Origin of the sequence: Streptomyces sp. NPDC021622, assembly GCF_040640795.1 — a bacterium.
Classification (GTDB): domain Bacteria; phylum Actinomycetota; class Actinomycetes; order Streptomycetales; family Streptomycetaceae; genus Streptomyces.
The window spans coordinates 303,257-330,097 of the sequence record NZ_JBFACK010000010.1 but is presented as its reverse complement, the minus strand read 5'-3'; the positions used below and the strand labels follow the sequence as shown (position 1 = coordinate 330,097).

General features: G+C 70.3%; 21 protein-coding genes and 1 tRNA gene. 15 read left to right on the top strand and 7 right to left on the bottom strand.

What is annotated here, in order from left to right:
- Positions 1-156: 156 nt before the first annotated feature.
- Positions 157-1,053 (bottom strand): DMT family transporter, encoded by an 897-nt coding sequence (locus tag AB0G47_RS22080; RefSeq protein WP_360772404.1) that lies wholly within the window; start codon positions 1,051-1,053, stop codon positions 157-159.
- A gap of 221 nt (positions 1,054-1,274) precedes the next feature.
- Between AB0G47_RS22080 and AB0G47_RS22075 the strand changes: the two genes are divergently transcribed.
- From AB0G47_RS22075 to AB0G47_RS22055, 5 genes are all read left to right on the top strand, one after another.
- Entirely contained in the window at positions 1,275-2,930 is a 1,656-nt protein-coding gene (locus AB0G47_RS22075) for an FAD-binding dehydrogenase (RefSeq protein WP_360772401.1), read from the top strand.
- Between the two features lie 211 nt (positions 2,931-3,141).
- The gene (locus AB0G47_RS22070; protein WP_360772398.1) at positions 3,142-4,101 is read left to right on the top strand and encodes a hypothetical protein; all 960 of its coding nucleotides are present in this window, start codon (positions 3,142-3,144) and stop codon (positions 4,099-4,101) included.
- 39 nt (positions 4,102-4,140) lie between these two features.
- Positions 4,141-5,709: an APC family permease gene (locus AB0G47_RS22065; RefSeq protein WP_360772396.1), complete on the top strand. Its 1,569-nt coding sequence runs from the start codon at positions 4,141-4,143 to the stop codon at positions 5,707-5,709.
- Positions 5,710-5,845: 136 nt separating this feature from the next.
- Complete coding sequence (locus AB0G47_RS22060; RefSeq protein ID WP_360772453.1) at positions 5,846-6,514, top strand: molybdopterin-dependent oxidoreductase; 669 nt, start codon at positions 5,846-5,848, stop codon at positions 6,512-6,514.
- Complete coding sequence (locus tag AB0G47_RS22055) at positions 6,483-7,094, top strand: cytochrome b/b6 domain-containing protein (RefSeq protein ID WP_360772393.1); 612 nt, start codon at positions 6,483-6,485, stop codon at positions 7,092-7,094. Before AB0G47_RS22060 ends, AB0G47_RS22055 begins: the two co-directional genes overlap by 32 nt.
- Before the next feature lie 243 nt (positions 7,095-7,337).
- On the opposite strand, the gene AB0G47_RS22050 is transcribed toward AB0G47_RS22055, so the two are convergent.
- Positions 7,338-8,744 (bottom strand): gluconate:H+ symporter, encoded by a 1,407-nt coding sequence (locus AB0G47_RS22050; protein WP_360772390.1) that lies wholly within the window; start codon positions 8,742-8,744, stop codon positions 7,338-7,340.
- Positions 8,745-8,830: 86 nt separating this feature from the next.
- Positions 8,831-9,340, bottom strand: coding sequence for a gluconokinase (locus AB0G47_RS22045; RefSeq protein ID WP_360772387.1), 510 nt, complete (start codon positions 9,338-9,340; stop codon positions 8,831-8,833).
- 190 nt (positions 9,341-9,530) lie between these two features.
- On the opposite strand from AB0G47_RS22045, the gene AB0G47_RS22040 reads away from it, so the two are divergent.
- The 9 genes from AB0G47_RS22040 (at position 9,531) to AB0G47_RS22000 (ending at position 20,023) form a co-directional block, all read left to right on the top strand.
- Positions 9,531-10,232 (top strand): FadR/GntR family transcriptional regulator, encoded by a 702-nt coding sequence (locus AB0G47_RS22040; RefSeq protein WP_360772384.1) that lies wholly within the window; start codon positions 9,531-9,533, stop codon positions 10,230-10,232.
- Between the two features lie 136 nt (positions 10,233-10,368).
- Entirely contained in the window at positions 10,369-10,773 is a 405-nt protein-coding gene (locus tag AB0G47_RS22035; protein ID WP_360772382.1) for a YchJ family metal-binding protein, read from the top strand.
- A 456-nt stretch (positions 10,774-11,229) separates the two neighbouring features.
- Positions 11,230-14,106, top strand: a complete 2,877-nt coding sequence (locus AB0G47_RS22030) for a peroxidase family protein (RefSeq protein ID WP_360772379.1) — start codon at positions 11,230-11,232, stop codon at positions 14,104-14,106.
- Entirely contained in the window at positions 14,093-15,490 is a 1,398-nt protein-coding gene (locus AB0G47_RS22025; RefSeq protein WP_360772376.1) for a hypothetical protein, read from the top strand. Before AB0G47_RS22030 ends, AB0G47_RS22025 begins: the two co-directional genes overlap by 14 nt.
- A gap of 291 nt (positions 15,491-15,781) precedes the next feature.
- Positions 15,782-17,368: an ATP-binding protein gene (locus AB0G47_RS22020; protein ID WP_360772373.1), complete on the top strand. Its 1,587-nt coding sequence runs from the start codon at positions 15,782-15,784 to the stop codon at positions 17,366-17,368.
- Positions 17,369-17,372: 4 nt separating this feature from the next.
- Positions 17,373-17,783 carry a roadblock/LC7 domain-containing protein gene (locus AB0G47_RS22015; RefSeq protein WP_360772370.1) on the top strand — a complete coding sequence of 137 codons (411 nt, stop codon included), beginning with the start codon at positions 17,373-17,375 and terminating at the stop codon, positions 17,781-17,783.
- Positions 17,780-18,166 carry a DUF742 domain-containing protein gene (locus AB0G47_RS22010; RefSeq protein ID WP_360772367.1) on the top strand — a complete coding sequence of 129 codons (387 nt, stop codon included), beginning with the start codon at positions 17,780-17,782 and terminating at the stop codon, positions 18,164-18,166. Before AB0G47_RS22015 ends, AB0G47_RS22010 begins: the two co-directional genes overlap by 4 nt.
- A complete protein-coding gene (locus AB0G47_RS22005; RefSeq protein WP_360772366.1) occupies positions 18,147-18,770 on the top strand; it encodes an ATP/GTP-binding protein in 624 nt (207 codons plus the stop codon). Before AB0G47_RS22010 ends, AB0G47_RS22005 begins: the two co-directional genes overlap by 20 nt.
- Positions 18,767-20,023 carry a cytochrome P450 gene (locus AB0G47_RS22000; protein WP_360772364.1) on the top strand — a complete coding sequence of 419 codons (1,257 nt, stop codon included), beginning with the start codon at positions 18,767-18,769 and terminating at the stop codon, positions 20,021-20,023. Before AB0G47_RS22005 ends, AB0G47_RS22000 begins: the two co-directional genes overlap by 4 nt.
- A gap of 51 nt (positions 20,024-20,074) precedes the next feature.
- Here AB0G47_RS22000 and AB0G47_RS21995 read toward each other — a convergent pair whose 3' ends face one another.
- The 4 genes from AB0G47_RS21995 to AB0G47_RS21980 form a co-directional block, all read right to left on the bottom strand.
- Positions 20,075-21,103, bottom strand: coding sequence for a 7-epi-alpha-eudesmol synthase (locus tag AB0G47_RS21995; protein WP_360772361.1), 1,029 nt, complete (start codon positions 21,101-21,103; stop codon positions 20,075-20,077).
- Between the two features lie 139 nt (positions 21,104-21,242).
- Positions 21,243-24,443, bottom strand: coding sequence for a hypothetical protein (locus AB0G47_RS21990; protein ID WP_360772360.1), 3,201 nt, complete (start codon positions 24,441-24,443; stop codon positions 21,243-21,245).
- A 165-nt stretch (positions 24,444-24,608) separates the two neighbouring features.
- A complete protein-coding gene (locus AB0G47_RS21985) occupies positions 24,609-24,962 on the bottom strand; it encodes a hypothetical protein (protein ID WP_360772357.1) in 354 nt (117 codons plus the stop codon).
- 134 nt (positions 24,963-25,096) lie between these two features.
- Positions 25,097-25,184 (bottom strand) — tRNA-Leu (locus tag AB0G47_RS21980).
- 238 nt (positions 25,185-25,422) lie between these two features.
- On the opposite strand from AB0G47_RS21980, the gene AB0G47_RS21975 reads away from it, so the two are divergent.
- Positions 25,423-26,721 carry a M20/M25/M40 family metallo-hydrolase gene (locus AB0G47_RS21975; RefSeq protein ID WP_360772450.1) on the top strand — a complete coding sequence of 433 codons (1,299 nt, stop codon included), beginning with the start codon at positions 25,423-25,425 and terminating at the stop codon, positions 26,719-26,721.
- Positions 26,722-26,841 lie beyond the last annotated feature (120 nt).

Sequence of the window (26,841 nt, the reverse complement as noted above, 5' to 3'; positions counted from 1 at the left end):
CTGCCCACCCACCCCAACAGCAAGCCCCTCCAGCCCAGCCGCAGGCATCTCAGCCCGTCCGGCGATTGAGGACGAACTCGCCGAAGGCGGTGATCGGCGGCCACCTCGCGGCCGGCGAAGCCGGAAGGTTTCGGGAAGGGGCGGGGTTGGGGAAAGTTAACGGCGTTCCAGTGGCCGCAGCCCTAAGCGCGTCTTGGCCTTCGGCATCGCCGGGTGCAACCCGAGCAGCACGATGCCGCCCACGATGGCCGCGAGGCCGACCACCTGCCAGGTCAGCGCGGCCGCATCCATCCGCAGCTGGTCCCCGAGAAAACCCACCCCGCACACAATCCCCGCCAAGGGCTGCGCAGCAGTCAGCGCGGGCAGCGACATCCGCAGCGGCGCGGTCTCGAACGCGCTCTGGACGAGCAGCAGCCCCGTCACGCCGAGCACAAGCACCGCGTACGGCTGCCACCCCGTGAGCAGATGGGTCAGACCCCCGTCGTCGAACCGCTGCCCGCTCACCCGCGTCAACGCGTCCTGGACTCCGTAAAGGAGACCCGCCGCCATCCCGAGCAGCACGGGCCCGACCGTCCACCGGTGCCTGGACGCCTTCGCGTACGCCGTGAGGAGCATCGCCGTACCCACCATCACGCCCATGATCAGCCACTGCCGCAGCTGATCGGACTCCGCGGTCCCGCCCTGCGGCTGTCCCGCCACGATGAACGCCGTCACCCCGCCCGCGAGCAGCACGAGACCCGCCCAGCCCTGCCGTCCCAGGGGCTGCTTCGTCCGGTACCGGGAGAGTGTCAGCGCGAACAGCAGGTTCGTGGCGAGGAGCGGTTCCACCAGGGAGATCTCACCTTGGGCCAGCGCGAGCGCGCCGAGGACCATGCCGCACACCATCAGGCCGATCCCGCCGAGCCACTCCGGCACCTTCACCAGGTCGAGCAGGAGCCGCGGCGAGAGGAAGTCGCTCAGCGGGGCGCGCTGGGCGGCGTCCTGCTGGAACACGAAGCCGAAGCCCAGGCAGCAGGCGGCCGATACGCCGAGGACGAGGATCAGGACCGACACGTCGTACCTCGAGACGGGGGACGGGACAGGCGCTCAAGGCGGGCCACGGGGTGGGGACTTGGCGGGTACCCGGCCGACGATAGTCCCGTTCTCCGTGCCCCGCTCCGCGAGTGACCCGAACCGGGTAGTTGACGTGGGTCACCCGGGTACTCAGGATCTGACTCACCAGTAACTCCCCCCTTTGGTGCGCCCCCGCCCCCGTACTAGGAGGAACGACCCTTATGGCCTACGACGCAGATGTGATCGTGATCGGCGCGGGTCTCGCCGGGCTCGCCGCGACGGCCGAGCTCGTCGACGCCGGCCGCCGGGTCATCCTGCTTGACCAGGAACCCGAACAGTCCATCGGCGGGCAGGCGCACTGGTCCTTCGGGGGACTGTTCTTCGTGGACTCGCCGGAGCAGCGGCGCCTGCGGATCAAGGACTCGCACGCGCTCGCCCTGCAGGACTGGATGGGCACGGCCGCCTTCGACAGGCCCGAGGACCACTGGCCGCGGAAATGGGCCGAGGCGTACGTCGACTTCGCGGCCGGCGAGAAGCGGTCCTGGCTGCACGGGATGGGCGTGCGGTTCTTCCCCGTCGTGGGGTGGGCCGAGCGCGGCGGGTACGACGCGCAGGGGCACGGGAACTCCGTGCCGCGCTTCCACATCACCTGGGGGACGGGACCGGGCCTTGTCGCACCGTTCGAGCGACGGGTCCGCGAAGGCGTCGCCCGCGGCCTCGTCCAGCTCAAGTTCCGCCACCGTGTCTCCGGCCTCTCCCGCAGCGCGGGCAGCGTCGACACCGTCACCGGAGAGGTCCTTGAACCCTCCGGCGTCGAGCGCGGCAAGGCCAGCAGCCGTGAGGTCACCGGATCCTTCGAGTACCGGGCCCAGGCGGTGATCGTGACGTCCGGCGGCATCGGCGGCAACCACGATCTCGTACGTGCCAACTGGCCCGAGCGGCTCGGCACTCCGCCCGAGCGGATGGTCGCGGGCGTGCCCGCACACGTCGACGGGCGGATGCTCGGCATCGCCGAGGACGCGGGTGCCCGCCTGATCAACCGCGACCGCATGTGGCACTACACCGAGGGCATCCAGAACTGGAACCCCATCTGGGAGAACCACGGCATCCGCATCCTGCCGGGCCCCTCGTCGCTCTGGCTCGACGCGCGCGGCGACCGCCTGCCGGTGCCGCTCTTCCCCGGCTTCGACACGCTGGGCACGCTGGAACACATCATGAAGTCCGGGTACGAGTACACGTGGTTCGTGCTCAACCAGCGCATCATCGGCAAGGAGTTCACGCTCAGCGGCTCGGAGCAGAACCCCGATCTGACCGGGAAGTCCGTGCGCGGTGTCATCGAGCGGGCGCGTGCCGATGTGGCGGCCCCCGTCAAGGCGTTCATGGACCACGGCGCCGACTTCGTCGTGGAGAAGGACCTCGGCGCGCTCGTGCGCGGCATGAACGCGCTGACCAAGGAGCCCCTCATCGACGAGGCGGCGCTGCGCCGCACACTCCAGGCGCGCGACCGCGAGATCGTCAACCCCTTCACCAAGGACCTGCAGATCACCGCGATCCGCGGCGCCCGCAAGTTCGTCGGGGAGCGGCTCATCAGGGCGGCTCCCCTGCACCCGATCCTCGACCCGAAGGCGGGCCCGCTCATCGCGGTGCGGCTCAACATCCTCACCCGCAAGACACTCGGCGGCCTGGAGACCGACCTCTCGTCACGCGTCCTGGCGCAGGGAGGGGATCCGCTTCCCGGTGTGTACGCCGCCGGAGAGGCCGCCGGATTCGGCGGCGGGGGAGTGCACGGCTACCGCTCGCTCGAAGGCACCTTCCTCGGCGGCTGTCTCTTCTCGGGGCGCGCGGCCGGGCGTGCAGCCGCCAAGTCCGTGAGCTGAGAGGTCCGTTCGCCGCTGCCGCCGAGCGATCGGCGGCAGTTGTCCCCATCGTGTCCGAGCGGGCAACCACGCAGGTCGGGATGAAGTCTGAGGGATTCGAAACGAGTTGGTGAAGGCCGTCACGACGGGCTGACCTTGACTGGAGCGCTGCCTGCCGCTTTGCTAAGCGTGATCATCCGTAAGCGAGCCGCGCCGGGGAGGAAGTCCCGCGGTGTCACCACCCCCACCCCCCTTGGGCCGTTCCCGCAAGCGAGCGGCGCACACCTTCGACGCCGCGCTCGACGACGCCGAACTGGTCACCGCCCGCACCGCGTTGGCCCAGGGCCGCTGGACCGAGGTCCGTGCGCTGTTCGCCGACACCGGCGACGACTGGGACCGCAGGGGCCACCGGTTCGACGTACTCGCGCAGGAGCACTCCACCACCGCCTGGACCCGTGACTGGCGGCTCGCCGAGCCCGAGAGCACCGACGCCGCCGTGCTGCTCGGCCATGCCGCGGTGCATCTCGCGCTGCGCGGCAAGGGGCGCCCGGAGAAGGCGAGGGAAGCCTGCCGGGAGGCGGCGGCGCTGGTCCCCGCCGACCCCACGCCCTGGCTCGCGCTGCTCACCCTGGAGCGCACCCTTGGCCGCGAGGAGGACGTCGTCCGGCTCTTCGACGAGGTCCGCCACCGCCACCCCGAGCACCACCACGCCCACCATCTGATGGTGGCCAGGCTCGCCGAGCGGCGCCCCGACGCGGGCCAGGACCCGCTGCACGAGGTGTACGACTTCGCCGCCTGGGCCGCCGAACAGGCGCCCGCGGACTCGCCGTTGGCGGTCCTTCCCGTCGTCGCCCACGCCGAGCGCTACCGCGTCCTCGCCACCGTCGGCAGCGAGCCCGCCGACCCCGCAGCCTCCGGGCACTGGACGGGCCGCCGGGCCCGCCAGGTCATGAAGGCGGCCTTCGACTGGTGGCTGGAGTGGGAGATGCCCGAGAGCAGGGCCCATCCGCGCTGCCGCGTCGACCTCAACTTCCTCGCCCACGCGAAGTTCTGCGAGGGCCGGGCCGCCGAGGCGGCCGCGCTCTTCGCGCGCATCGGGCGGCACGCGACCAAAGACCCCTGGTCTTATCCGGACCGGGACCCGTACACGGCGTTCACCGCCGCGCGCGACGTCGCGCGCGGAGCAGCCTGACCCACCGCACCATTCGTCCCCTGAAAGGACCACCGCGCCATGGCGACGGGAAGTTCGAGCAGTACGAGCGGCACCAGAGCCGCCGGCGCACCCGACAGCGGGATCAGCACCTACGTGGGCGAGGAGCGGGCCCTGCGCGCGGGCCGCCTCGGCACCGCGGGACTGCTGCTCTCCGTGCTCGCGGCGACCGGTCCCCTGATGGTCGTGGCCGGCGTCATGCCCACCACGTACGGCGTGATGGGTGTCGTCGGACAGCCGCTGCTCTTCCTCGTCCTCGGCGTGGTCCTCGGTCTCTTCAGCTTCGGGTACGCGGAGATGAGCCGTCACGTGCACAACGCGGGCGCCTTCTACGCGTACATATCGCGCGGCCTCGGCGGCACCGCGGGCGCCGGTGCCTCGCTGGTCGCGCTCGTCGCCTACAGCGCCCTGCAGGCGGGCCTCTACGGCCTCCTCGGCTTCGAGGTCTCCGGGCTGCTCAACACATACTTCGAGGTCGAAGTCGCCTGGTGGATACCGGCACTTGTCGCCGTCGCCGTCGTCGCCGTGCTCGCCTGGCTGAAGATCGACCTGAACGCGCGGGTCCTCGGCGTGCTGCTCCTGATCGAGGTGGCGCTCGTCGTCATCTTCGACATCGCGGCCATCGCCGACCCGGCCAAGGAAGGCCTGTCCCTGCACGCCTTCAACCCGGACACCCTCACCGGCGCGGGCGTCGCCACCTCGCTCTGCTTCTGCATCGCGGCCTTCACCGGCTTCGAACAGGCGCCGGTGTACGCCGAGGAGACCAGCCGCCCGCAGGTCGTCGTCGCCCGCGTGATGTTCTTCGCCGTGGGCTTCGTCGCGCTCTTCTTCGCGATCAGCTCCTGGGCGCTCACGGTCGCGGCGGGCCCCTCCGGCATCGTCCCGGCCGCGCAGGAACAGAGCGCGGGGCTGCTCTTCGGGCTCACCGAGTCCCGGCTCGGCTCCACCTTCACCGACGTACTCCATGTCCTGTTCGTGACCGGCATGTTCGCGGCGATCCTCTCCTTCCACAACGTGGTCGCGCGGTACGCCTTCGCCATGGGCCGCGAGGGACTGCTGCCCGCCGCGTTCGGGAAGACCAACACCTCCACCGGCGCCCCCGGCACCGGCTCCCTGCTCCAGACGGTCGTCTCCGTCCTGATCGTGGTGGCCTTCGCGGTGACCGACGACGGCCCGTTCGGCGACCCCACCGCACCGGTCCTGCACCTGTTCACCTGGCTCGGCAACATCGGCGCCCTGGGCGTCATCCTCCTCATGGCCACGGCGTCCGTCGCGGTCATCGTCTTCTTCGTCCGCCGCGGCGCCGCTCGCCCCCAGGCCTGGCGCATCACCGCGTCCGCGCTCGCCGCGATCGGCCTGCTCGTCATCGCGGGCTACACGGTCAAGGACTTCGACGTCCTGGTCGGCGCGGGCCCCGGCTCGGCGCTCAGCTGGGTGCTGCCCGGCATCATCCTGCTGGCCGCCCTGATCGGTGTGGTCTACGGCGCGATCCTGCGCTCCACCAAGCCGGACGCGCACGCCAGGATCGGCCTGGGCAACGAGGCGTTCCAGCTGGAGAAGGCGGCGCGTCCGGATATGACGGAACGCTGACGGACACCCGCGGCCCCTGTACCCCGGGGGCCGCGGGTGCTCGAATCGGAGGGTGACAACTCCCCATCCGCACCAGCCCGAAGAGGACCACGGCGAGCGCGGCGGCGCGCCGGTCGGCCGCCGTCTCGTCCTCGGGATGCTCGGCCTGGGCGTCGCGGGCGTGGCCGCCGCGCCGCCCCTCCAGCGGGGCCTGGAGTCCTTCCTGGGCGCCGCCTCCGACAAGGACCCCACCGGCCTGACGGACCTGCTCCCCAACGGCGGCGGCTTCCGCTACTACTCGGTGGCCTCGTCCGTCCCGCACCGCGACGCGTCGTCGTACCGCCTGAAGATCGACGGCCTGGTGGACAGGCCGACGACGCACTCACTGGCGGACCTGCGTGCCCTGCCCCAGACCCGCCTGGTCCGCGACGTCCAGTGCGTGACGGGCTGGCGGGTGCCGAGCACCCCCTTTGAGGGCGTACGGCTCTCCCGGCTCCTGGACGCGGCGGGCGTGCGCCCCACGGCCCGCGCCGTGCGCTTCACCTGCTTCGACGGGACGTACAGCGAGAGCCTTACGTTGCGGCAGGCGCGGCGGGCGGATGTGCTGGTGGCCCTGCGCATGCAGGACAAGGACCTGGGCCACAGCCACGGCGGCCCGGTCCGCCTCTATGTCGCCCCCATGTACTTCTACAAGTCGGCGAAGTGGCTCTCCGGGATCGAGCTCACCGACGAGGTGGTGCCGGGGTACTGGGAGCGCCGGGGTTACGACGTCGACGCCTGGGTGGGTGATTCGAATGGCCGTGACGACGAGCCGACGGAGGTCTGAGGTCGCGCGGTTCAGCCCTGCGCAACGGTGGGCGCATCGCCTGACGGCGCTCCTGACGGGCGTCTGCGTGGCGACGGCGGCCTGCCTCTACCTCCCGTTCCTCGCCGAACTGGTCGGCCGCCGGGCCCTGGTGGTGACCCTCCACACATGGTCGGGCCTGCTGCTTCCGGCCCCCTTCCTGGCGGGCCTGGCCTCCCGCGCCTTCCGCGGCGACCTGCGGCTCCTGAACCGCTTCGGTGCGCACGACAAGGTCTGGCTCCGGTCGGCCCTGCGCCGCAGGGCCGCGCCGCGCCCGGCGGGCAAGTTCAACGCGGGGCAGAAGCTGTACGCCGGCTGGATCGGCGGGGCGGTCCTGGTGATGCTGGGTACGGGCCTGCTGATGTGGTTCACGCATCTCGCCCCGCTGGCTTGGCGGACGGGAAGCACGTTCGTCCACGACTGGCTGGCCCTGGCGATGGGGGTGGTCCTTGCCGGGCATGTGGGGATGGCACTGGGGGACCCGGAGGCGAGGCGCGGAATGCGGACCGGCTCGGTGGACCCGGAGTGGGCGCAACGGAAACACCCACTGTGGCGCAGGTAGCTGCCTCCCCTCCCAACCCCGCCGCTCCGCGGCGGATCTTTCCCGCCCACCCGCCCGATTGCCCCGGAGTTGCCCGCCCACCCCGTCGGTAGGTCTTCCAGCCCGGCCGCAGACCTTTCAGCCCGTCCGGCGTTTGAGGACGAACTCGGCGGAGCCGGTGATGGACGGTCACCCCGGCCGGCGGAGCCGGAAGTGATTCGGGTAGGGGCGGGGTTGGGGAAAAGAACCCCGCCCTGACCCCGGCTAAAGCACCAGCGAAAGCAGCAGCACGAACCCACCCGCGACCACGGAGATGATCGTCTCCATGACCGACCAGGTCTTGATCGTCTGCCCCACGTCAAGCCCGAAGTACTCCTTCACCAGCCAGAACCCCGCATCGTTCACATGCGAGAAGAACAGCGACCCCGCACCGATCGCCAGCACCAGCAGCGCCGTATGCGAGTCGGACATGTCCGCCGCCAGCGGAGCCACAAGCCCCGCCGCAGAGATCGTGGCCACCGTCGCCGACCCCGTCGCGAGCCGGATCACCACAGCGATCAGCCACGCGAGCAACAGCGCCGGAATCGACCAGTCCTTGGAGATGTCAAGGACCATCTGACCGACACCCGAGTCGATCAGCGTCTGCTTGAAGCCACCACCCGCACCGACGATCATCAGCACACCGGCGATCGGCGCGAGCGACTTCTCGACCGTCGTCGAGAGACGGTCCTTGGTGAAGCCGGCCGCCCGGCCCAGCGTGAACATGCCCACGATGACCGCGGTGAGCAGCGCGATCAGCGGCGACCCGATGACGTCGAAGACGCGCTGCACGGTGTGCTCGGGGTTGTCGACGATGATGTCGACCAGCGCCTTGGCCAGCATCATGACCACCGGAAGCAGGATGGTCGCGACGGAGGCGCCGAAGCTGGGGCGCTTGTCCAGGTTGTCCGAGGTGCGCTCGGGGATCATGCGGTCGGGCACCGGGACGTCGACCCAGCGGGCGGCGTACTTCGAGAAGACCGGACCGGCGATGATCACCGTCGGGATGGCGACCAGAACGCCGAGCGCCAGCGTGATCCCCAGGTTCGCGCCCACCGCGTCGATCGCGACGAGCGGACCGGGGTGCGGCGGAATGAGGCCGTGCATCACGGACAGGCCGGCGAGGGCTGGGATGCCGATCCGCATCAGCGAGTAGTTGCCGCGCTTGGCGACCATCAGGACGACCGGGATCAGCAGCACGATGCCGACCTCGAAGAAGAGCGGAAGGCCGATCACCGAGGCGATGAGGACCATCGCCCAGGGCATCGCCTTGCCGCCGGACTTCCCCGCCTTGGCCAGGATCGTGTCGACGATCTGGTCGGCGCCGCCGGAGTCGGCGAGCAGCTTGCCGAGGATCGCGCCGAGGGCGATCAGGACACCCACGCCCGCGACCGTGGAACCGAGCCCCGCCGTGAAGCTGGCGATCGCCTTGTCGAGCGGGGCGCCCGCGAAGGCGCCGAGGGCGAGCGATCCGATGGTCAGGGCCAGGAACGCGTGCAGCTTGAACTTCGTGATGAGCAGGACGATGACGGCGATGCCCGCGAGGACGGCGATACCCAGCTGGGCATGGCCAGCGGAGGTGATCGGCTCGAGGGGGTCCGCTGCCAGCATCTCAACGCTGAGACTGGTCACGGTGGCTTCCTTGTACGTCAGGGGAGAGGGGACGGTGGTGCGGGTGAGGGGGGTTGCGCGCCGGCGGAGCCACCCGCCGGGCGGGTCTACTTGTCGAGGGCGAGCAGGGCCTCGTACGCCCGCTCGCTGATCTCTTGGGGAGTGCCGGTGACATCGACGGCGACGCCCGCCTCGTCCGCGCCGAGCGGCTGGAGCGTGGCGAACTGCGAGTCGAGGAGGGCCGTCGGCATGAAGTGGCCCTGCCGGTGGGACATCCGGTCCTCGATGAGCTCGCGGGTGCCGGTGAGGTGGACGAAAACGAGGCCGGGGGCCTCGGCCCGCAGCCGGTCGCGATAGCTGCGCTTGAGCGCCGAGCTGCTGACCACACCGCCGCGTCCGGCGCGGCCGTGCGCCCAGGCGCCGATGGCGTCGAGCCAGGGCCAGCGGTCGTCGTCGGTCAGCGGGGTGCCGGCCGACATCTTGGCGATGTTCGCCGGGGGGTGGAAGTCGTCGCCTTCGGCGTAGGGAACGCCGAGCCGATCTGCGAGCAGGGGGCCGATCGTGGTCTTGCCGGTTCCTGCCACGCCCATCACTACGACGACGTGTGGGGTGCTCATCGCTGTCCTGCCTCGCTGTCTTCATCGACATCTTCGACGTCATCGACATCGGTCGTGCACGGACCGCCGGTCGGGGGAGAGCCGACGGTCCGTTCACGTCACTGAAACCCATTAGGTCTGACGAATTCAAGAGGCTGTGACGCAAAAGTCTGACTTTTTGTTCCCGAGGGTCCCCACATACCCTGACGTCATGACCGAACCTGCCCGTGGGCTGCACGCTCGTGTACTGGAAAGCCTCGGGCCCGCCATCACCGGCGGTGAGTACCCGCCGGGCAGTGTCTTGCGTACGGATGAACTGGCGCAGCGCTTCGAGGTGTCACGTTCCGTCATCAGGGAAGCCGTGCGGGTGCTCGAGTCCATGCACCTCGTCGAGTCGCGGCGCCGGGTGGGCGTGACCGTACGGCCCACCGAGGAGTGGAACGTCTACGACCCGCAGGTCATCCGGTGGCGGCTCGCGGGCGCCGACCGGCCGCGCCAGCTGCGCTCCCTCACCGTCCTGCGCTCTGCGGTCGAACCGGTCGCCGCGGGGCTCGCCGCGCAGCACGCCACGCCCGAGCAGTGTGCCGCCCTCACGGAGTGCGCGCTCGGCATGGTCGCCACCTCGCGGGGGCAGCAGCTGGAGGGCTACCTCTTCCACGACATCAACTTCCACCGCATTGTTCTGAACGCTTCCGGCAACGAGATGTTTGCTCGGCTTGGCGATGTCGTTGCTGAGGTGCTCGCCGGGCGTACGCATCACCAGGTGATGTTCGAGGATCCGGATCCGGCCGCCGTCACGTTGCACGTGCGGGTCGCCGAGGCCGTGCGCGAAGGCGACGCCGTCCGTGCGGAGGCTCTGACGCGGGAGATTGCGGTGGGTGCGCTGCAGGAGCTGGACATTCTCGCCCCGTAGCTGGGCTTCCCCTGCTGGGGCGCCGTGTGTGTCTGCGGGTGCTTTGTGGCTTGTCGCGCAGTTCCCCGCGCCCCCTGAGGGGCGTCGGCCTGGCCCGCAGCTCATTGGGGCGTCCCCGTCGGGGACAATGAGACCCATGTCCCGACGCCCCACCCGCCGCCCCAAGACCTGCCCCTGCGGGCGCCCCGAGCCGTACGAGTCGTGCTGTGGACGGCTGCACCGGGGGGAGGCGAAGGCCGCCGTGCCCGAGGAGCTGATGCGCTCCCGCTACAGCGCCTTCGTGAAGCGGGACGAGGCGTACCTCCTGCGCACCTGGCACCCGAGGACCCGGCCGCCCCGCGTCGAGTTCGACCCCGGCATGCGCTGGGTGGGCCTGGAGATCCTGGCGACCGCCGAAGGCACGGCGTTCCACAGCACGGGCACGGTCGAGTTCCGGGCCCGGTACACCGACGGGGGCCGCCAGGACGCGCTGCACGAGCGCAGCAGGTTCGAGCGGGTCCACGGGGCCTGGGTGTACGTCGACGGCGACTTCATCGAGTAGCGGGGGGCGCGCGGCGACCCGTACGGGACCGGCCATCAGCGCCCTCTCGCTCTTGGGGCTGCTGTGGGTGGAGGCCCCAGAGGGACTCGCGGACGATCACACGCGCCACGCCACGCCCCCGCCACGGCCCGCCGACGGGCCCAAATACCGCCGCCCGCCTGCCTGTTCGAGCTGCGACGCAGGCCCCACATATAGGCGAGATCCCGCGCTGCGGCCGTCCGGTGCCGCCACTAGCGTCCTAGGCCCTGTCGTCGGACTCCCGCCTGCCCCGCGACGCCTGGCACGTACTCTCCCCGCACCGGGCGAAAGCCCGAGTACGCCCAGTACGAGGGCTTCCACCCGGCACGCCGACAGCACGCACCAGACGCCGCGAGGCCCGCCCTTCGGGCGGACGGCGGGAGTCCGACGACAGGGCCTAGCCCCGTCCCGTACGCCTGCGTGCGAAGGAAACGCCTGATGGCCGACACCGGACAGTACGAGCAGAGTTACGAGCGTTACGTGGGCGGCAGCCCCGAGGCGGAGCGGCGGCTTTTCGAGCGCCTGGCACGCGAACTGATGAAGGTTCAGGTCAAGAACCGGCGGGCGGGCGGCGCCGGTTCACTCGCCCGCACCCAGCATGCGAAGTCCGCACTCGGCGTGGAGAACGCCCGCTTCTCCTTCCGCGACGACCTGCCCGATGCGCTGCGCACCGGGTTCGCCCGGCCCGGCGCCGAGTACCCGGCGACCGTGCGGCTCTCCAACGCGAGCGGCATCCGGCAGGGCGACGGGGTGGCCGATCTGCGCGGCGTCGCCGTGCGGGTGACGGTGTCGGCCGAGGAGAGCCACGACCTGCTCGCCACCAACTACCCGGTGTCGCACGCCCGTGACGCCCGCGAGTTCGTCGCCTTCGCCAAGGCCATGGCGGGCGCGACGAGCCCGCTGAAGAAGGCCCTTGGCCTGTTCGTGAAGCTTCCGCTCGCCGTCGGTCTCTCCGCCGCGACGCGGATGCGCCGCAACATCCAGGCAGCCACCCGCCACAAGGTCGACAGCCTTGCCAGGGAGACCTATTGGAGCCGCGGCGCGATCCTGTGGGGCGACGCGGGCCCGGTCCGCTATCTGCTGCGCCCCGTCGTGGGCAGCGCCCCCGAGCCCAGGCCCGAGCGCCGCGATCCCCGCTTCCTGCACCGCGAACTCGCCCACCGCCTCGTCACGTCGGACGTCGCCTTCGAGCTGTGCGTACAGCGCTACGTCGACGAGCGGCGCACGCCCGTCGAGGACGGCTCCGTGGACTGGAAGGACGCCATCACCCCCGCGGTTCCCATCGGGCGCCTCACCGTGCCACGCCAGGACATCACCACCGCCGAGGCGCAGGCCGCCGCCGGGCGCGTCGAAGAGCTCGCCTTCAACCCCTGGTACACGACCGACGAATTCCGCCCCCTGGGCAACCTCAACCGCGCCCGCAAGGCCGCGTACGAAGCGAGCGCCGCCCACCGCCAGGGGCTGCGCTTCAGCACGGAGGAACCGCTGCGCAACCGCGTGCTCGGCATCCCCGTCGGCGGCTTCTTCCGCGTACTCAACCGCTATGTCCCCTGGCACAAGCTGCCGTTGGAGCCGAGCCTGCTGAACCTGGTCTTCCTGCGCAAGGTGCTCAGGCGCCTCAACCTCATCGACACCGACGTGCACGAGGCGCCCCCGAAGGCCGTCCCCGTGCCGGCGCCCGTCGACGAGCGGCTGCGCACGGCCCGGTCCTACGACGGCACGTCCAACGATCTCTCCGCGCCGTCCATGGGAGCCGTCGGCGCGGCCTTCGGACGCAACCTGAAGCCGGACTACCGGCCCGACCTCTTCGACACCCCGAACCCGGTCACCGTCAGCCGCGAACTCCTGCAGCGCGACACCTTCGTACCGGCGACCACGCTCAACATCCTGGCCGCCGCGTGGATCCAGTTCCAGGTCCACGACTGGGTCAACCACCGCCGCTACCCGGCCGGCGGCAAGACCGTCGAGGTCCCGCTGCCGCCCGGCAGCACCTGGCACAACACCCCGGGCGGGCCACCCGAGAACGTGATGCGCTTCGCCGAGAACGAGGGCATCCAACTGCCGGGCAATCAGCCGCCGATCCTCTTCGCCAACACCGCGTCGCACTGGTGGGACGGCTCCGAGGTGTACGGCGCCGACGAGCGCACCGCCAGGTTCCTGCGCGCCCCGGACGGCGGCGCCGATCTGCGCCTGGAGGACGGGCATCTGCCCATCGGCCAGAACGGCGTCCCGCTCACCGGCTTCAACGACAGCTGGTGGCTCGGTCTCAGCGCGATGCACACCCTCTTCGCCCGTGAGCACAACGCGGTCTGCGCGGCGCTGCGCGGCGAGTACCCGGCGATGAGCGAGGACAGCGTCTACCACACGGCACGCCTGGTCGTCTCCGCCCTCATCGCCAAGATCCACACCGTGGAGTGGACCCCCGCGATCCTCGCCACCAAGGCCATCGACCTCGGCCTGCACACCAACTGGGAGGGCCCGCCCGACAATTGGCTCAACAAACTGGGCCTGTGGCTCCTGGAGTCCCACTCGCTGACCGGGATCCCCAAGACCCTGCCGGACCACCACGCGGCGCCGTACTCCCTCACCGAGGACTTCGTCACCGTCTACCGGATGCATCCGCTGATCCCCGACGACTACGTGATGCGCGAGCACCACTTCGGGCAGCGCCTGGAGAGCCTCGGCTTCAACGACATCCAGGGCGCCGCCGCCGAGGCCGCCATCCGCAAGACGGGCCTGGCCGACACCCTCTACTCCTTCGGCATCGCCCACCCCGGCGCGATCACCCTGAACAACTTCCCGCGCGCGCTGCAGCGCTTCGAGCGCGACGGGGAGATCATCGACCTGTCCGTCGTCGACCTCGTGCGCACCCGCAGGCGGGGCGTGCCGCGCTACAACGACTTCCGCGCGGGCCTGCACAAGCCGCGGATCAGCCGCTTCGAGGACCTGACCCAGGACCCCGAGACCCTGGCACGCCTCAAGGACGTCTACGACTCGGTCGACGAGATCGACACCGTGGTCGGCCTGTTCGCCGAGAACCCGCCGACCGGCTTCGGCTTCAGCGACACCGCCTTCCGCATCTTCATCCTGATGGCCACGCGCCGCCTGCAGAGCGACCGCTTCCTGACCGTCGACTACCGCCCCGAGATCTACACGCCGCTCGGCATGGACTGGGTCGAGAAGGGCGGCATGAAGTCCGTCATCCTGCGGCACGCCCCGGACCTCGCGGGGCTGCTGCCGCGCGAGGCGAGCGCGTTCGCGCCGTGGCGGCAGGTGCAGCCGATGCGGGACGGCGGCAGCGATGCCGCGGGATGACGGCGGGGACGGGCCCCGGGCGGACGGGCACCACCCGGGGCTCGACGACCTCTTCGTACGCCCCCTCCTGGAGACGGTCTGGCGCCGCCGCACCCACCGGGTGAGCCGCGGCGCCAACGTCCCGGCGGGGTCGATGAGTCACGTGTCCGAGCAGGCCCCGCAGCCGCTCACCGAACTGGAGGAGGCGGTCCTGATCGCCCTGACCGGCTGCACCGGTCTGACGATGCCGGACCGCCCCTTCGACGACCCGCGCAACGGCAAACCGATCATGGCGAAGCCGAACCTGACGATGGCGGGGCGCACGGCCGGCAGCCCCGACAACGCGCAGGGCACGCACTTCTTCCTGATCAACGACACGGGGACGTACTACCTGCGCAAGCTGGACCCGGCGCCCGGGGAACCCTTCGACGCGCTGACCCTGACCGACCGCGCCCGGCAGTCCAAGGTCCAGGTCCTCGACCACCGCCTCGACGTCGCCGAGGGCCTGCGGGACTTCCCCGCCTACCTGGACTCGAACCGCTTCCTGTCCAACCTGCCCGGTACGACGCTGCTGTTCCCGGTGGTGGACCTCTCCCACCAGTACATCAACGCCCTGATGTACCTGCTCACACAGCCGGACGGCGCCCGCCCCACCCTGGTGGACGACCGCAACTTCTACCGCCCGGCGGGCGTGAAGAAGTGGATCCGCAACGGCTTCCTGAACGAGAAGCTGAAGCTGCCGCTGGGCGCGCTCGGCCCCCTGCGCACCCAGATCGAGGCGGACCTGCTCCTCCAGAACCTCATGCTGGTGGCCGAGGGGATGGGCCTCGGCGCCTGGATCCACGCCTCCATCAACCCCCAAATAGCGCTGGGCGACCCGAAGTTCAGCCGTGCGTACGGCAAGATGCTCGGCTTCACCTTCGTCACCCCGCGCTGGCGCGTCGCCGACCTGTGGCGCTGGCACATCCCTCTTCCCAGGTACGCCAACGTCCGCTCGCACCCCGTGGGGCTCAAGGCACCGAATGGCGAGCCACTGATCTCCGCCATGTGCCCGCCCGCGTTCGCGTCGATGTCCGACGCGGTGGACGCCGTCATCCGCGAGAAGTTCGGCCCCGGCGGCGTCTACGGCGACAAGGACGTCTTCTCCCGCATCTACCGGGAGGACTACGGCCGGCGCTATCTGGCGGAGGCGAGCGAGTACGAGGACCGGGTCGTCGAATGCGCCCGCGACATCTGCGCGTACATCCTGCGCACCCACCGCCGCTTCCCCGCGCACACGGACGCGATCCACGTCCCCGGCGTCTGGCTCCAGGCGCACCACGTGGAGCGGCCCTACTACGAGAAGTACTTCACGAACGGTCTGACGGACGCCCATCGCCGGCACGGGGAGCTGTGGGACGACTGACCCGCGGTGCGATCCAGCCACCGCCCGCACCCCTGGCCGAAGATCACCTACCGTCGCCGTCCGCTGACCGACCGGGTTGATCAACACCATGCCCCACCAGATAAGCTCCGCTGCAGCGCCGTGAGTTGACGCGATATCGAGATTCGCGCACCCACGGCGCCGTCGCGCTGTCGTACGGGGGATCACGCAGGTGATCGAGGGGGTGCCGCCGTCCCGGGGTACCGAGATGCGATGGGTGCGACCCCTTGGTTGGGTTGTCCACTCTTCGATCGCGTTGGTTTGAGGATGCAGATGGAACTTGCCACTCCGCCGCCGACCGCGGCCCGTGCACCGGCGGCCTGGTACAGCTGGTGGCTGCTGCCGACCGGTCTCGGCGCCGGCAGCGTCGTCATGCTGGTCGCCGGCTCCGAACCGGCCCGAATACCCGCCGCGCTCGTCGGCCTCGCCGGCACCGCCGCCGCCGCGGCATGTGTCCGCCTCCTGTTGCGTACGCGACAGGGCCTGAGCCGCGCCGCCGACGAGTCGCGCACCGCACAGCTCAGCCACTCCCAGCAGTGGCAGCAGCACCTCGCCGCCCTGGAGCGGCAGCACGAGGACAAGAACGCCGCCCAGGAGGCCCAGTGGGCCGACGAGGCCAAGGCGTGGCAGTGGCAGCTCGACCGCCAGCAGGCGCTGGTCGCCCGCCTCGCGGAGGAATTCCTGCCCTCGGCCATCGCGGGCCTGCGCGGCGGCGCGGCGATCGACGACGTGCTGCCCGTCGAGCTTGAGCAAGAGACCGAGATCACACCGGAGTTCAGGCTCGAAGTGCGCAAGGCCCTGCGGACCGGCCTGATCGCCGTCGAGGAGGAGCTCAACCGCAGCACCTCCGCCGAGCAGGCCGTCATCAGCATCGGCAGCCGGATCCACGTACTGACCGGAAAGATCCGTGGCCGGCTGCACGAGATGCAGGGCGAGCACGGCAGGACCCCGGCCGTCGCCCAGGGCCTGATGGAGCTCGACCAGGCGATCGGCCCCGCCGACTGTCTGGCCGCCAGCATCGGCGTGCTCGGCGGCACGGACCGTCCAGGCCGCCAGTGGCAGGAGCCGCAGCGTCTGCTCAGCGTCGTACGCGGCGGCATCGGGCGCATCAAGGACTTCGACCGGATCCAGCTGCGCCAGTTGCCCGAACTCGGCGTCGACGGCGGTCTGGTGGACCACCTCACGCTGATCTTCGCCCACCTCCTGGACAACGCGGCGCGCTACTCGCCGCCCACCGAGCCGGTCGTCGTGTCCGGCAAGGAGGTGCCCAACGGCGTCGGCATCGAGATCCAGGACGCCGGCAAGGGCCTGACCGACGAGAAGAAGCAGCAGGCGCTGCAGGCGCTCGAAGGCATCGCCGAGGGCCCCGGCATCGGCGGCCTCGCGGAGGACGCGCACCTGGGCCTGCGGGTCGTCGGCACGCTGGCCCGCAAGTACGGCATCCGGGTCACCTTCGCCGACTCGCCCTGGCTGGGCACCTCGGTGGTCGTCGTCGTACCGCACAAGTACTTCAGCCCGCTTCCGGCCGCGTCCGTGTCCGTCCCCGCCGCCGCCCAGGCCGGGTCCACCACCGCCGAGGCGCCCGTCGCCGCCACCGCCCCGGCCGCCGAGCCGGTCGCCGCCCCCGAGCAGGCCTCTCCCGCCGAGCCGAACGGCGCCGGCGAAGCCACCGCGGACGTCACTCCGGGCGGTCTGCCCCGGCGCAGGAGCAAGCGTGCCGAGGCCCCCAAGGCGGTCGAGCGGCCGGCGGCCACTCCCGCGCAGCCCGTAGCGCCGCCGGACGCGTCCTTCACCGGCCTGGCGGCCTTCGCCACCGCTGGACGAGAGACCGACGAGCCCCGCACCGAAGAGAGCGACTAGCCACATGACGCAACACGAAACCGACGTGAGCTGGGCGCTCCGCGATCTGACCGAGAGCATCCAGGAGATCCGCTTCGCCCTGGTCGCGTCGAGCGACGGCAAGGCCATCACGTCGTACGGAGCCGACGACCCGGACGACGTGGACCGCTTCGCCGCCGTGGTCGCCGGACTGCAGGCGCTCGCGCAGCCGGTGGCGGACCAATTCCCGAAATTCGGCGGCCAGTTGCGCCTGGCGATGATCGAGGTGGACGGCGGGCACCTGTTCGTGGTGCGGGCCGGAGTGGAGACGTACCTCGGCGTCCTCGCCAAGGAAGGGCTCGATCAAGGGCTGCTCGGGCACCAGATGAGGGACCTGTCCCGCAGGATGGGTGAGCTCCTCGGCACCACTCCGCGCCAGGAGGAGCAGTCTGGATGAGTGGCCCCCACCGGTCCGGCCCCCCACGGCCCACGGAACCGTCCGGTCTCGAGCGCTACTACGTGCTCACCGGCGGTCGCAGTGGTCCAGGTGGGCCGGCGGCCGGCCTCGACGTGGCGACCCTCATCGTCTCCCGCTCCGCCCCCGCTCCCGGTATGCAGCACGAGCACGAGGACATCGTGCGCCGGTGCCGCGATCCGCTGTCGGTGGCCGAGCTGGGCGCCCATCTCGGACTGCCGTTCAACATTCTCGCGGTGCTCGTGGCCGACCTGCTGGAAGCGGGCCTGGTGGACGCCCGTGATCCCATCCCGGCTTCCACACCCGGCCATGGGGCGGACCTCGCGCTCCTTGAGGAGGTACTCAGTGGACTTCAAAGGCTTTGACCGTCCGGACCAGCCGACGACAGCGGGCTCACTGCCCGCCGAGAGCCGCTCGGTCAAAGTGATGATCGCCGGGGGCTTCGGCACCGGCAAGACCACCATGGTCCGCTCCGTGAGCGACATCAAACCGCTCACCACCGAGGAGACCCTGACCCAGGCGAGCATCGACGTCGACCACCTCATCGGCGTCGCCGACAAGACCGAGACCACGGTCAGCCTGGACTTCGGACGGATCGGACTCAACGAACAGCTGGTGCTCTACCTGTTCGGCACGCCGGGCCAGGAGCGCTTCTGGTTCCTGTGGAACGGCCTGTTCAAGGGGGCACTCGGCGCGGTCGTCCTGGTGGACACGCGGCGCCTCGCGTCCAGCTTCCGGGCGATCGAGGAGATGGAGCGGCAGGGCGTGCCGTTCGTCATCGCCCTGAACGTCTTCCCCGACTCCCAGGAGCACCCCATCGAGGAGATACGCGACGCCCTGGACATCTCCGAGCACACCCCGGTCGTCGCCTGCGACGCCAGGGACCGGGGGTCCAGCCGCGATGTCCTCATCGCCCTGATCCGCCATCTCAAGGAACGCTCCGCCGCCGCCCTGGAGGCCGCCCGATGAACTCCCCGACCCCGGCTTCCGAGGGCTGCCCGGTCGCCCACGGCGGTCCGAACGGGCTCGCCCGTCTGTACGGGGAGCACGCGGCCAAGGACCAGCAGGGCATCTACGAGCGGCTGCGCAAGCAGCACGGCTCGGTCGCGCCCGTCCTCCTCGAAGGGGACATACCGGCCTGGCTGGTCCTCGGCTACCGCGAGAACCGGCGGGTCCTTGAGAACCCGCGCCAGTTCGCCCGTGACTCGCGGATCTGGCGGGACTGGAAGGAGGGGCGCGTCGAGAACACCTCGCCCCTGATCCCGATGCTCGCCTGGCGCCCCGACTGCGTCTCCCAGGACGGTGAGCCGCACCGGAGGCTGCGCGCGGCGGTCACGGACAATCTGCAGGCCCTGGCGGACCGCGGCGTCAAGCGGCACGTCACGTACTTCGCCAACAAGCAGATCGACGCGTTCGCCGAGGAGGGCAGCGCGGATCTCGTCGCGCAGTACGCCGAGTACCTGCCGATGCTGGTCCTGACGCGGCTGTTCGGCCTGCCCGAGCGGGAGGGGCGACAGCTCGCGGTGTCCTGTGCGCAGGTCATCAAGGGTGGCGCGGACGCCGTGGCGCACAACGACCGCATCATGCAGATCCTGGAGGCGCTGGCCGAGCGCAAGCGCGCCGAGCCGGGCGCCGACTTCACGACCGGGCTCCTCAGCCACCACGCCGACCTGGACGAGGGCGAGATCCTCAGCCATCTGCGTCTGGTCCTGATCACCGCGCACACCACCACGAGCAACCTGCTCGCCCGGGTCCTGCAGTCCGTGCTCACGCACGCCTCGCACATGGCCGGTCTGGTGAGCGGGCAGCTGAACATCTCCGCCGTGGTGCAGGAGGTCATGTGGAACACGCCGCCGCTCGCCGTCTGCCCGGGGCGCTTCGCCACGGCCGACCTGGAGCTCGGCGGCCAGCAGATCAAGTCGGGCGACCTGCTCGTCCTCGGCCTCGCGGCCGGCAATCTGGACCCGGAGATCCGGCCGGACGCCTCGACCGACCTGCACGGCAACCAGGCCCATCTCGCGTTCAGCGGCGGCGCGCACGAATGCCCGGGGCAGGGTCTCGGCCAGGGCATCATCGAGACGTCCGTCGACGTCCTGCTGCACCGGCTCTCCGGGCTGCGCCTGTCGGTCGAGCCCGGGGAACTCACCACCACCGCCTCCACGTGGGAGGCGCGCCTCGACCGCCTGCCCGTCGAGTTCGCGGCACAGACCGCCGGAGTCTGAGACGCCCCGGGCCGGACCGCGATCGGCGGTCCGGCTCGGGGTTCCTCTGTGTCAGACCGCGGTCAGCAGGTCGTCGAGCGAGCCGCGGCCCTGCTCCTCGGCCACGGCGGCGGGGCTGTCCTTGACCGCCGCGTACCGCCCGGTGGTCAGGGCCCACTCGTAGTTGCCGTTGATCCAGTGCCGCGCGGCCTCCACGCCCATCCGCACCAGGTCACGGTCGGCTTCCGACAGGTTCAGCTCGTCGCACATGGCGGGCACCTTCGCCTCGTACTCCAGGTAGTCGGCAAGGCGCTCCGTGGTCATCCGGATCGCGTCGTCGGCGGCCTCCTCCCAGGAGCAGCCGCGCTCGTGACGCAGCACGACGATGAGGTTGTGGCCGTCCCCCCGGCGCTTCTCGCGCTCGAAGGAGTGGATGTCGTTCATGAACCCGATGGTGTCCGCGGCGGCGTCCCGCAGCCCGATCATCACCGGATGCGCCTGCACCTGGGCGGGCACCTCGAAGCGGCGGCTGCGCTCACCCGCGTCGATGCTGTGGTGGATGCCCACGGTGCGCCGCCGGAAGTCGGTGTACTCCTCGAGCCCCAGGGCGGCGCCCCGCGCCGCCAGGTCGACCTCCTCGGAGTGCGCGACCAGGAACCGCCCCCAGGACGCCGCGAACCGGGTCCGCCATGCCAGGGACATGCCATCCGAGAGCTGCGCCCACACCTCGGCCCAGGCCACCGTGATCGGGCAGACGACACGGGGCTCGCTGCCGGCGGGACGCAGCGGGGTCGCGATGAGCTCACGGGCGACCTCGGCGATGCGGTCGGCGCGGTCGGGCCGGCCCGTGTCGAACTGGTCGTCGAAGAGGAAGGCCAGCGAGAACCAGTTCATCAGGACGACCATGTCGTCGGCCGAGGCGTGCGGATAGGTGCGTATGGCCGCCTGCGGCAGATCCCAGCTCACATACTCCTCGAACCCGGCCTGACTTCGCACCAGGCCCATCTCCCTCACCCATCGCAGGTGTTGCTCACGCGCATAGGCGAGGTGCTCGCTGACGGGGGTGGTGAAGGGGAGGTCGAACCGGACATCCTGCGGCATTCACGGTCTCCTAGAAAGGCGCACGCGGAGTCCCCCCTGAATCCGGCGTGCGAGCGTGTGTTCGATTTATCGATCAACTGCGCTACCAGGCTGCCCGTGTCGTAAACGATCTATGCTGTGACCGAGATCATTCAGTGCGTCAGGAGTGGTCTGTGGGACTGGGGTTGAAGCGTGAGGAAGCAGACGTCGTCAGTTGTTCATCGGCAATTGCCTGCACGACCGACGGCGCCGTGAACGCCCCATGGGCCAGGTAATCGGCCCAGCTTTCTATGCTGAGAACCCTCGCCCACAGACGTCTGGCGTGCCGCTCTTCCACATGATTCGCCAACTCCGCGAGGGCATGTACCTGCTGCTGGGCCTCGGGGATCCGCAGGGCCGTCTCTTCCGCGCGCTCGTAGAGCCCGAGCAGCGTGAGAATCTTCGTCGACTCGGCCAGAACGCGGGACCGTTCCCCCTGGATACGCAAGGTTTCGGACAGGGAATCGATGTCCGCCAGCAATGCGAGGCAACGGTTCGGAGCGCCGGCATCCGCCCATGCGCGGGCGACTCCGAGGAGGGCCAAGGCCTGTTTGTAGGGGTCATGGAGTCCCGGCGCGAGGGCCTGGGCCCAGTCGAGGTCGCCGGCAGCGACGGCGAGGTCGATCAACTCCGTCTGGATCTTTGTCCGTTCGCCTGCCTGCCCGATGCCGCCGGCCAACACTTCAGCCTGGTGTCCGAGGCCCTTGGCCCGTGCGGCATCTCCCATCGTCATCATGGCGCGAGCGAGGTTGAGCAGAGCACGGCTCTGATGGCAGACATTGCTGGTGCGGTCACGCAGACGCGCTTCCGCCGTCTCGGCGAGTTGAAGGGCGCGTTCACGGTGCCCCAGCAGAGCATCGAGGCGCGCTGTGCCCACCATGGCCTCGATCTGCTCCTGCGGGTCGACCAGCGACAGGCCGGTCTCTTCGGCCTGTGCCCGCAACGTGTGGGCGAGGCTGTGTGCACCATCGACGGCATACTTCCGGGCCAGTTCGAGGAGGAGGTGGAGCCGCCTGGCAGGCGTGCGGATCCTTTCGGCGAAGGCCTGTGCCAGTGCGGGCTCCTTCATTTCCACCGCCGCGACCCGTACGAAGGAGACGAGTTCCCCGTCCCTGACGCGAGAGTCCCCCTCCCCGGGCAACTCCGCGATACATTCCGGAACGCTGATGGCTCCACCCCTGACGAGCTGTATAAGCGCCCACATACGTCTGCCCGGGACGGAAATGCTCTGTGCCAGGAGCCGGGCGCGTCCGGGATCTCCCGCCGCCGACACCGCGGCGACGACCGGGACGAGGGCCACCGCCCGCTCGGCGGAAGTCCCCAGCCCTTGGGCCAGTTCTGTGGCGTCCTGCGACAAATCCCTGGCGAGTTCGCGCCGTCCGGCGCTCGCTGCCGTACGGGCCAGGGATGTCAGCAGCTTGGCCCGGGCGGCCGGGTGGGGCAGAGCACGTGCGATGGCCTCGGCCTCAGCCGAGAGCGCCTCCCATCGGGCATGGTCCTCCGCGAGAATGGCCGCGAGCGCCAGACTGTTCAGCGCGCGTGCCCTGTGGAACGGCCCAGGAATCGTGCGCACGAGGCTGAGGGCACTGGTGTGCTCGCCCATGTGCGCAAAGGATCCGGCCACACTCCCGATCGCAGCTGCCCTGTGCGTCGGTTTGGTGATGTCCAGCGCTGTCCGTTCGGCTTGCTCGACGAGCAGCCGGGCGCGAGCCGGTTCACCTGAGGACACCGCTGCCCGAGCCAGCTCCGACAGCGCGCTGACCTGCTGTCGCGGGTCCTCCACCAGGAGAACGACCTCCTCGGCTTCGGCCAAGTCACCTGCCGCGCACAGTGCTTTGGCCACGTCGGCCAAGGCGCGGGCAAGTACGCCTGCTTGACCGGCCGTCACGGCAAGGGCTCGGGCCCGGGCCAGGTCTCCAGTGGTGATCAGCGTCTCTATCAGCGCCAGGAGAGCCCGGTTGCGCTGGTCCGGCATGACGATGCTGTTCAGCACGGCTTCCGCCCGCTCCGGCGCGCCCAGGGCAGCCCACAGCGCCGGCAGCGCAACGGGAACGTTGTCGTTCCTCGCCGTCAGCTCGTCGCGATGCACCGCCAGCCGGGCCATGGCGAGCAGATCCGGGTCCTCGCGCCCGAGGATCATCTCCTGCGCGGCCTTGACCTCCGTGAAGGCCGCGGCGTCGCCGCCCGTCACCTGGAGCATCCGGTTGTGGCGAGCGGAGTCTGTGGCGTGTGTGACCACCCGCGGGAGGTCGTCCGCCATCTGCAGGGCGCGGAAGTAGCCGTGCAGCAGATACTCCGGAGTGTGGACGGGCCAGCCGTCGTTCCGGTGTCCCTCGGCCCACTGATGGAGCCGCTCGCGATATCCGGCCACGCCCTTGCTGCCCAACATGCGCAAAGCCGTGCTGCGCAGCTCGTCGTGGCCAAAGACGTACACCTCTTCCTTGGTCCACGAGCTCAGGAGTGAAGCGAACGTCCGGCCCGAAACCGTATGGATGTGCCGCCCGACCGTGTAGGCGGATTCGCCCGTGAGTTCGGCCAGGTCCTGCTCCCTCAGGCCACCGTCGGCGGCGGTGATGAGGCCGAGGATCTCCCGCTCAAGGCCGGGCGCATCCGCCAGCCGCTGAAGCTCGCGCTCCGCGTCGGCCCTGCATGCCTCGGCATGGGGTGACACCGAGAGGTCCCGCACGACCCCCGGATCGCGCAGCGGGTGGTCATTCGGTACATCGGCGGGAATCGGGGGGTGCGGCCGGCCGGCGACGATGACGCGCAATCCGGCCTGGGGCCTTGCGGGGAGCAGGGCCGCGATGCTGTAGGACTCCGGGTGGGCGGTCACGCCTTGGTCCTCGTCAAGGCCGTCCACGACCAGGACGAGTCGCGTGGCGTTCGCCTGGCACACGCGGGCCGCCTCGTCCATCAGGCCGAGCAGATGGCCGTCGCGTGTCGCGTCGGTCACCTGGGCGGGCATGGGCTGGCCGAGGAAGGCCGCCAACTGCTCCATCACCACATCACAGAACCCGATGCGGTCGTTCTGGCCGGCGAACCCGCCGGTGATGAAGAAGGGGATGAGGTGCACGCCTCTGGGCGGATGCAGGGCGAACCACGAAAGCAGCGCCGACTTACCGGCCCACGCCGGCCCTCGCAGCCACAGATAGGGGCCCTCGTCCGGCTCGGTGCAGAAGGCGGCCAAGGCGGCCAGTTCTTCCGTACGTTCCCGCAGGTGCTCAGGCGCCTTTCGCCGGATCTGCTCTCGGTATCCGGTCCGGGCGACGCTGCCGGGAGCGGTCACGTGGACGCCGCCGTCCACGATCAGAGCGCCGGACACCGCCACGCCACCGACGGCTTGGGCGTGCCCCGTGGCGGTCGCCCCCGCATCCGTCCGCCGCCCCCACAGGGATCCTTGACCGGCCAACAGCACCATCCTTGTGTTCGCTCGCCAGGTCGCGTCACCGACGGCCTCGGCGCCGTGACGCTCTCATGGGCGATGGTGTCAGAACTGGCGGATGCCGCTGGTGGCTTCGCCGTCATCAGCTGCATCGGCTGTACCCGAGCGTGAGACCTCGATCGCCTCGGCGCCGTTCGTGACCGAAACGGCAGCCCCTGACACGGCCGACCCGGATCCCCTTGCCGTCGCTGCTCCGGTGTCCGTCGCCCGGATGCTCTGCCTTGCGGGCGTCCCCGGTGCGGCCGCCGCGACCGCGACGCCCAGTCCGACGACGGCGACGAGAGCCGAGGCCAGAGTCGCAATGTGGTCCGCTTGTCGCGGACCCACAACGGCGAAGACGGTCGCGAGGATGCCCGTCGTCGCGCTGGTGACAAGGAGAACAGCACGCCGTGCGCTCATCGCAGCAGTATCGAGCACGCTCAGCTTGTCCGGGGCCGGATCGGCAGAACAGGAGAGCACCGTCGGCTGAGCCGGTCCCTCCCTCAAGTGGGGGGACAGAACGAAGGCCCCCAGTTGCCTGGGGGCCTTCGTGTTGGTGTCCGAGGGGGGACTTGAACCCCCACGCCCGTTAAAGGGCACTAGCACCTCAAGCTAGCGCGTCTGCCATTCCGCCACCCGGACCAGGTGGTGTCTGTCGCGGTTTCCCGCGGCGACGTGGAAAACCATAGCAAACATTCGGGGCCCTCTGATCACACAGGTCACGCGCGTGAACGGCGTATGTCGGCCGGTGCCCGGCCTTGGGCGTCAGGGGGTGGGCGCGGGAGGATGAAGGGGACCACCAGGAGCGATAGCGGGAGGAACCAGCGTGAGCGAGTCGAGCAGGGCCGACAGGGCAGGCAAGACGGACCGGTCGCAGCCCGTGACCGGCGAGGACGAGGTCGTCGATCTCTGCCGCGATCTCATCCGCATCGACACCAGCAACTACGGCGACCACTCCGGCCCCGGCGAGCGCAAGGCGGCCGAGTACGTCGCGGAGAAGCTCGCCGAGGTGGGTCTGGAGCCGCAGATCTTCGAATCGCACCCCGGACGGGCCTCCACGGTGGCGCGCATCGAGGGCGAGGACCGCTCCCGGCCCGCGTTGCTCATCCACGGCCACACCGATGTCGTACCGGCGAACGCCCAGGACTGGACGCACCACCCCTTCTCCGGGGAGATCGCGGACGGCTGTGTCTGGGGCCGTGGCGCCGTCGACATGAAGGACATGGACGCGATGACCCTCGCGGTCGTGCGCGAGCGCATGCGCAGCGGCCGCAAGCCCCCGCGCGACATCGTGCTGTCGTTCATGGCCGACGAGGAGGCCGGCGGCACGTACGGCGCCCGGTACCTGGTCGACAACCACCGGGAGCTCTTCGACGGCGTCACGGAGGCGATCAGCGAGGTCGGCGGCTTCTCCTTCACCGTCAACGAGCAGTTGCGCCTCTACCTCGTCGAGACGGCCCAGAAGGGCATGCACTGGATGAAGCTGACCGTGGACGGTACCGCGGGCCACGGTTCGATGATCCACAAGGACAATGCGATCACCGAACTGTCCGAGGCGGTCGGGCGGTTGGGGCGGCACAAGTTCCCGGTGCGGGTCACCAAGACGCTGCGGCACTTCCTCGACGAGCTCGGCGACGCCCTCGGCACCGAGCTCGACCCCGAGAACATGGACGAGACGCTCGCCAAGCTCGGCGGCATCGCCAAGCTCATCGGCGCCTCGCTGCAGAACACCGCCAACCCGACCCAGCTGGGCGCGGGCTACAAGGTCAACGTCATCCCGGGCCAGGCCACGGCGCACGTCGACGGCCGCTTCCTGCCGGGGTACGAGGAGGAGTTCCTCGCCGACCTGGACCGGATTCTCGGCCCGAACGTGAAGCGCGAGGACGTGCACGCGGACAAGGCCCTGGAGACCACCTTCGACGGCGCGCTCGTCGACGCCATGCAGACGGCGCTGCAGGCGGAGGACCCCATCGCCCGCGCCGTCCCGTACATGCTCTCCGCGGGCACGGACGCCAAGTCCTTCGACGACCTCGGCATCCGCGGCTTCGGCTTCGCGCCGCTGAAGCTGCCGCCGGAGCTGGACTTCGCCGGCATGTTCCACGGTGTCGACGAGCGGGTTCCGGTGGACGGCCTGAAGTTCGGGGTGCGCGTGCTCGACCGGTTCATCGACGCGTCCTGAACGCCGGTCCGTGCGCCCCCGATTGACCGTATTGCGTGCTGAAACGACACACCGGTAATCGTCAGCGCGTACGCACCGGACTGAAAAGAGTGAAAGCGACCATAAGCTCGTAGCCCCATT